The sequence below is a fragment of the Lentilactobacillus sp. Marseille-Q4993 genome (genome assembly GCF_951230165.1).
In the GTDB taxonomy this organism is placed as follows: Bacteria; Bacillota; Bacilli; order Lactobacillales; family Lactobacillaceae; genus Lentilactobacillus.
Genome location: NZ_CATNVB010000060.1, coordinates 1 through 3,610 on the forward strand (window position 1 = coordinate 1; position 3,610 = coordinate 3,610).

Annotated in this window: 4 protein-coding genes; 2 read left to right on the forward strand and 2 right to left on the reverse strand. The window is 41.4% G+C overall.

The features are described from left to right. Positions 1-131: 131 nt before the first annotated feature. Both QOW94_RS10870 and QOW94_RS10875 read right to left on the reverse strand, forming a co-directional pair. Positions 132-710, reverse strand: a complete 579-nt coding sequence (locus QOW94_RS10870; RefSeq protein ID WP_283680477.1) for a peptidylprolyl isomerase — start codon at positions 708-710, stop codon at positions 132-134. 33 nt (positions 711-743) lie between these two features. Further along, complete coding sequence (locus QOW94_RS10875) at positions 744-2,300, reverse strand: ABC-F family ATP-binding cassette domain-containing protein (RefSeq protein WP_283680478.1); 1,557 nt, start codon at positions 2,298-2,300, stop codon at positions 744-746. 135 nt (positions 2,301-2,435) lie between these two features. On the opposite strand from QOW94_RS10875, the gene QOW94_RS10880 reads away from it, so the two are divergent. Both QOW94_RS10880 and QOW94_RS10885 read left to right on the forward strand, forming a co-directional pair. Further along, a complete protein-coding gene (locus QOW94_RS10880; protein WP_283680479.1) occupies positions 2,436-2,789 on the forward strand; it encodes a VOC family protein in 354 nt (117 codons plus the stop codon). A gap of 1 nt (position 2,790) precedes the next feature. Continuing rightward, entirely contained in the window at positions 2,791-3,480 is a 690-nt protein-coding gene (locus tag QOW94_RS10885; RefSeq protein ID WP_283680480.1) for a CPBP family intramembrane glutamic endopeptidase, read from the forward strand. Positions 3,481-3,610 lie beyond the last annotated feature (130 nt).

Here is a 3,610-nt window from a genome sequence, read left to right on the forward strand (position 1 = left end):
TGTTATGGCTTTAAAAATATGGCCCATTTATTCATCAGAATCAGATTGATTCATGATTAGACAAAAAAAGCATCACCTTTCGGCGATGCTTCAGAAACTTCATCAATACGATTTGACTAAGTTCCATTTTTTTACTTAACTTCAATCGTCTCAATCACTACATCTTCAACCGGCTTATCAGCTGAATCACGCTTAACCTTGCTGATTTCCTCAACAACGTCCATGCCGTCAGCAACTTGACCAAATACCGTGTGACGGTGGTCAAGCCAAGGAGTTCCACCCTGCTTGTAAGCTTCAATAATTTCTTCTGGGTAATTAGCTGCCTTCATTTGATCAGCTAAACCTGCATCAACATTTTCGTTTGAAACAATGAAGAACTGGCTACCGTTAGTGTTGGGACCAGCATTGGCCATTGAAAGGGCACCCTTAATGTTGAATAATTCATTTGAAAATTCGTCTTCAAATTTGGCACCGTAGATACTTTCACCACCGGCACCAGTTCCAGTTGGGTCACCACCCTGAATCATGAAGTCAGGAATAACTCGGTGGAATATCACGCCGTTGTAGTAACCCTGCTTGGCTAATTCAACGAAGTTCTTAACCGTCTTTGGAGTTTGGTCGTCAAACAATTGAATGGCAATATCGCCGTGGTTGGTTTTGATAGTTACTTTTGTTCCAGTTGCCTGGTCTAATGATAATTGTGGGTACATTGAATTTCCTACTTTCTTTTTTGTTCGTGGGTATTATATCCCACTTCGCTCTCGAAGGCTAAGCTTTTCAACGTTCAATACTTTATCGACTAAGTTATCGTAAAAACTATTCTCATGGCTGACGATAATAACGTTACCAGGGAACCGGTCGATTGCTCGTTTCAGGGCTTCCTTCGTCTCTTCGTCCAAATGGTTCGTGGGCTCATCCATGATCAAGAAATTACATGGCTTGAACTCCATCAATGCCAACTTAACCTTGGTCTGCTCACCACCGGAAAGTTGACCGATTGGTTTCATAGCGTTTTCGGTGTCCAAACCACACTTGGCGAGTTTGGTCCGAATTGCCTTTTGGTTCAGCTTAGGGTAAGCATCCGAAATAATCTGCATTGGTGTCATTCGGTTGTTATCCCAGATCAATTCCTGACTGAAATAACCGATTTTGGCCGATGGTGAAAACTTAGCTTCTCCACCCTTGGCTGGTAATTTATTCAAAATAGTTTTGATCAGAGTTGACTTACCAACCCCGTTAAACCCGGCAAAACCAACCTTTTCGCCCATTGTCACTGAGAACGTAACTGGGGCAAGCAGTGGCTTTTCGTATCCAACTGAAAGTTTGTCAACGACGAGCGCTTCGTGGGAACCAGTATCAGCGTATGGGAAGTTAAAGCTAGCCGAAATATTAGTTGAAGGCGGATCAACCCGTTCCATCCGGGCCAACTTCTTCTCCCGTGATTTAGCCATTGTCGACTTTGAACCGGCCTTGTTCTTCCGAATAAACCGTTCAGCTTTATCAATTTCCACCTGTTGCTTTTCAAATTGCTTTTGCTGGAATTCTTCTCGTTCAGCCCGTTGTCTCATGGCTTTTTGGAAACTACCGCGATACTTGGTGATTTTTCCAAAGGCCACGTTAATGATACAGTTAGTGATTTGTTCCAAGAAGTCGTAATCATGGGAAACCACGAAGACAGCTCCTGTGAAACCATTAATGTATTCAATCAGCCATTCAATTTGAGCTGTATCCAAGTAGTTGGTCGGCTCATCGAGCAAAATCACGTCAGGCGTCGAAAGCAACATCTTAGCAAGAATTGCCTTCGAACGTTGACCCCCAGACATTTTGCCAACTAGGTGATCCCGACCAATACTGTCAAGGCCAAGACCAACGATGGTTTGTTCAATTCTGGTGTCGATTTCGTAGAAGTCACCGGCATCAAGGTCATCTTGAAGTTGACCAGCTCGTTCCATCAAGGAATCATTACCAGTTTCGGCATATTCCTCGTAGATTTTAGTTAGGCGGTCATTTTTTTCGTACAGGTCCGCAAAGGCAGTTCGGAGAAAATCCGTTAGGGTCAAATCGCCCTCCACGTCAGCGTACTGGTCCAAATAGCCGATTTTGATATTTTTCTGCCATTTGATATCGCCTGATAGAGGTAGCAAGCTTCCCGTGATAATCTTGATCAAAGTGGATTTTCCAACCCCGTTTTGACCAACAACTCCCATGTGCTCTCCCTTATTCAACTGAAATTCAGCATCTTTGTATAAGTCTTTTTCCGCAAAACTCATCGAAAGATCTGACACTTCTAATAGTGGCATTTAATGATACTCCTTAAAAAATTCGTTTTTACATACATAGATGTACACTATACTGATTTCCGTTTTCAGTCAACCATTGAAATAAGATAAAATGGTATATAATGTAACTACTTTAACAAAAAGGATGAAATTATAATGAATATACGCGAAGTCCAGTACATCACTATCCCCGTCAGCAACCTCGAGGCTAGCGAACGCTTCTACCACGAAGTGTTTGACTTGCCCATCATCACCCTCGATGACGGCTCCCTTGGTGCTCAACTCAATAAACACTTCATCAAATTTAGAAAGGTCGACAAAGTCGAATCCCCAATCGTCTTTGGCTTTGTCGATAAGGATAGCATGGAAAATATCCACTCACATTTGAGAAACTACTACGTTGATATTGTCGCCGGACCAACTCCAACTAACGAACTAAGGAGAAAGGCTAGCTCAATTACCGTTCTGGATCCTGATAAAAACCAAATTGAGATAACCGTGTTTGAATAATATGAAACAGCGAAATTTAACAAACTACGTTTTAAATCGAATTCTGACTGTCGTGAAGTGGCTGGCCCTAATTTTTGTATACTTGTTTGGGTCGGGATTCTTCACGCTTGCTGGTGACTACGCTAACGATCCAGGCAAGGCTCAAACAGTGTTAGGAATGGGTATGGTCATCACCGCCCTTGCAATTGTTTTAGTTGCCTGGTTGTATAACCGCCAGTTAAAAAAGAATAATCCCCGGTCGTTTGGAAGAAAACCAATCACTTACAAAAAAATTCTAAAGTTGATTCTTATCTTTATTGGGATGGTAATGTTTCAATACTTTTGGCAAATCCTGATTGCCTCAAACATTATCCACGAACCAGCTAATCAGCAGGCGGTCAACGAAGAAGTTCTGAAGATGCCTTTTTGGAATAATATCTTTGCGGGACTGCTAGCACCAATCCTGGAGGAATTTTTATTTAGAGGTATCTACATGAATTACTTCTTTAATAAAAACAACCGCCTAAATAATATCTTGGCACTTGTGGTTAGTGCGTTACTATTTGGTTTCGCCCATGAGCTACAATTTGATTTGAACTGGCTGATGTATTCGGCTTTGGGACTGTTCTTGTCGGGAACGTACATGTACTTTAAGGATATTAGATTTAACATTGCGTTGCACATGATGAATAATTTGTTGTCACTAATATAAAAACGGAACTTAGTCAAATCGTATTGATGAAGTTTCTGAAGCATCGCCGAAAGGTGATGCTTTTTTTGTCTAATCATGAATCAATCTGATTCTGATGAATAAATGGGCCATATTTTTAAAGCCATAACAA